Source organism: Sporomusa sp. (assembly GCF_057736855.1).
This window is the reverse complement of sequence record NZ_JBYKYF010000476.1, coordinates 1-1,502: the sequence shown is the minus strand read 5'-3', so window position 1 is coordinate 1,502 and position 1,502 is coordinate 1. Positions and strand designations below refer to the sequence as shown.

Sequence of the window (1,502 nt, the reverse complement as noted above, 5' to 3'; positions counted from 1 at the left end):
ACAATTCAGCTCCTTCAGAGTATACCTGGTGTTGGTTTTCTCTCCGCTGCTACTATTGTTGCTGAAATCGGTGATTTTAACGCTTTTTCAAAACCTAAAAAGCTAGTTGCATACTTCGGTATTGATCCTTCAGTTAGGCAGTCCGGAGAATTTACCGGTACCCACAATAAAATGTCTAAAAGGGGCTCAAGACTACTTAGGAGAGTTCTTTATACCATAGCACTTGCCAATATCCGCACTAAACGAAATAACGAGCCTTGTAATCCAGTGCTAATGGAATTCTATAAGAAAAAGTCGCAGAATAAGCCTAAAAAAGTAGCTATAGGGGCAGTTATGCATAAGCTTGTTTTTATTATCTTTGCTGTTCTTAGAGATAGAAAACCTTTTGAACTTCGTTCTCCTGAGCAGCATGCTAAAATACTCGCTAAAAACCGCACTGTAGCTTGATAGTACCTGTATTTGATGTTTAGTTTTCAAGGTTCAAATCATCCTAAACCAGCTATTTTATGTTCATTTTTATTAGGTGGTTTTATTGTGTTGCCATTTTTTAATTTTCTAATGAAAGATAGCAACAACGAAACTTTCAAAATTTTTTTCTAAAATTACTTGACTTTAATTAGCTGGTCTTATATAAATTTTACTAAGATTAAAGGGAAGCTATATAAGTCAACTTCCCTTTCGCCAATTTTCTGGATTCCTAAAGCTACGTTTTCTAAGCCAAATAATTTTAATTTAACCCTTTGTGCTAGATCAGTGGTCGCTATCATATACGTATAATGGTTATTGATAAGTAATGACTTACAATAATTTGGCTAAGAAAACTAGGTTTATGGAATGCAGAAAAGCCGTAGCGGAGGCAGGACGCCGAAGCAGCTTCCACCGGCAGGATGCCGGTTAGGAAGCGTTAGGCTTTTCAAATAAAATAAGCTATAGTTTTCTCCAAATTATTGTTGGAATTACGTTCAATAGCCATTATACATATATAATAATGACCACTGACATAGTAGCACAGGGGATTAAATATTAATTTTATTCTAAAAACTAGGTTAACTATATCTTTAGCCCTTTATTGTAACTATTTCTTCCAGACCTTTTCTAGCACTTGCATGCCTATCGGGATTGCCAACATCATCTGGATAGCCCAGCGGAATTAGTGCCATTACCTCAACATTATTCGGGAGTCCTAATACTTCATGGCATTTCTTTGCATCAAAGGCACATATCCAGCAGGTTCCCAATCCCTGCTCAGCTGCTGCTAAAATCATATGAGTTATCGAAATGGCTACATCAACATCGCAATGATCTTTTCCATCCCACCTGTGCCAGGACTTGCTGTGATCCCCACAGGCTGCAATAATAACCGGTGCTTTGCGTATCCATTCCCGGCCGTATGTATCCGCTACTTTCTTCTTTAATTCCTCATCTTTTACGACCACAAAATGCCAGGGTTGATAATTACATGCTGAAGGTGCTACTCTACCGGCTTCAAGCACATAATTGAG

2 protein-coding genes are annotated in these 1,502 nt (G+C 37.8%); one reads left to right on the top strand and one right to left on the bottom strand.

Features of this window, described 5'->3' with window-relative positions; genetic code table 11:
- A partial coding sequence (locus AC29Z1_RS17850; RefSeq protein WP_488272777.1) for a transposase occupies window positions 1–447 on the top strand: 447 nt, incomplete at its 5' end.
- Window positions 448–1,058: 611 nt separating this feature from the next.
- On the opposite strand, the gene AC29Z1_RS17845 is transcribed toward AC29Z1_RS17850, so the two are convergent.
- A partial coding sequence (locus tag AC29Z1_RS17845; RefSeq protein ID WP_488272776.1) for a nitroreductase family protein occupies window positions 1,059–1,502 on the bottom strand: 444 nt, incomplete at its 5' end.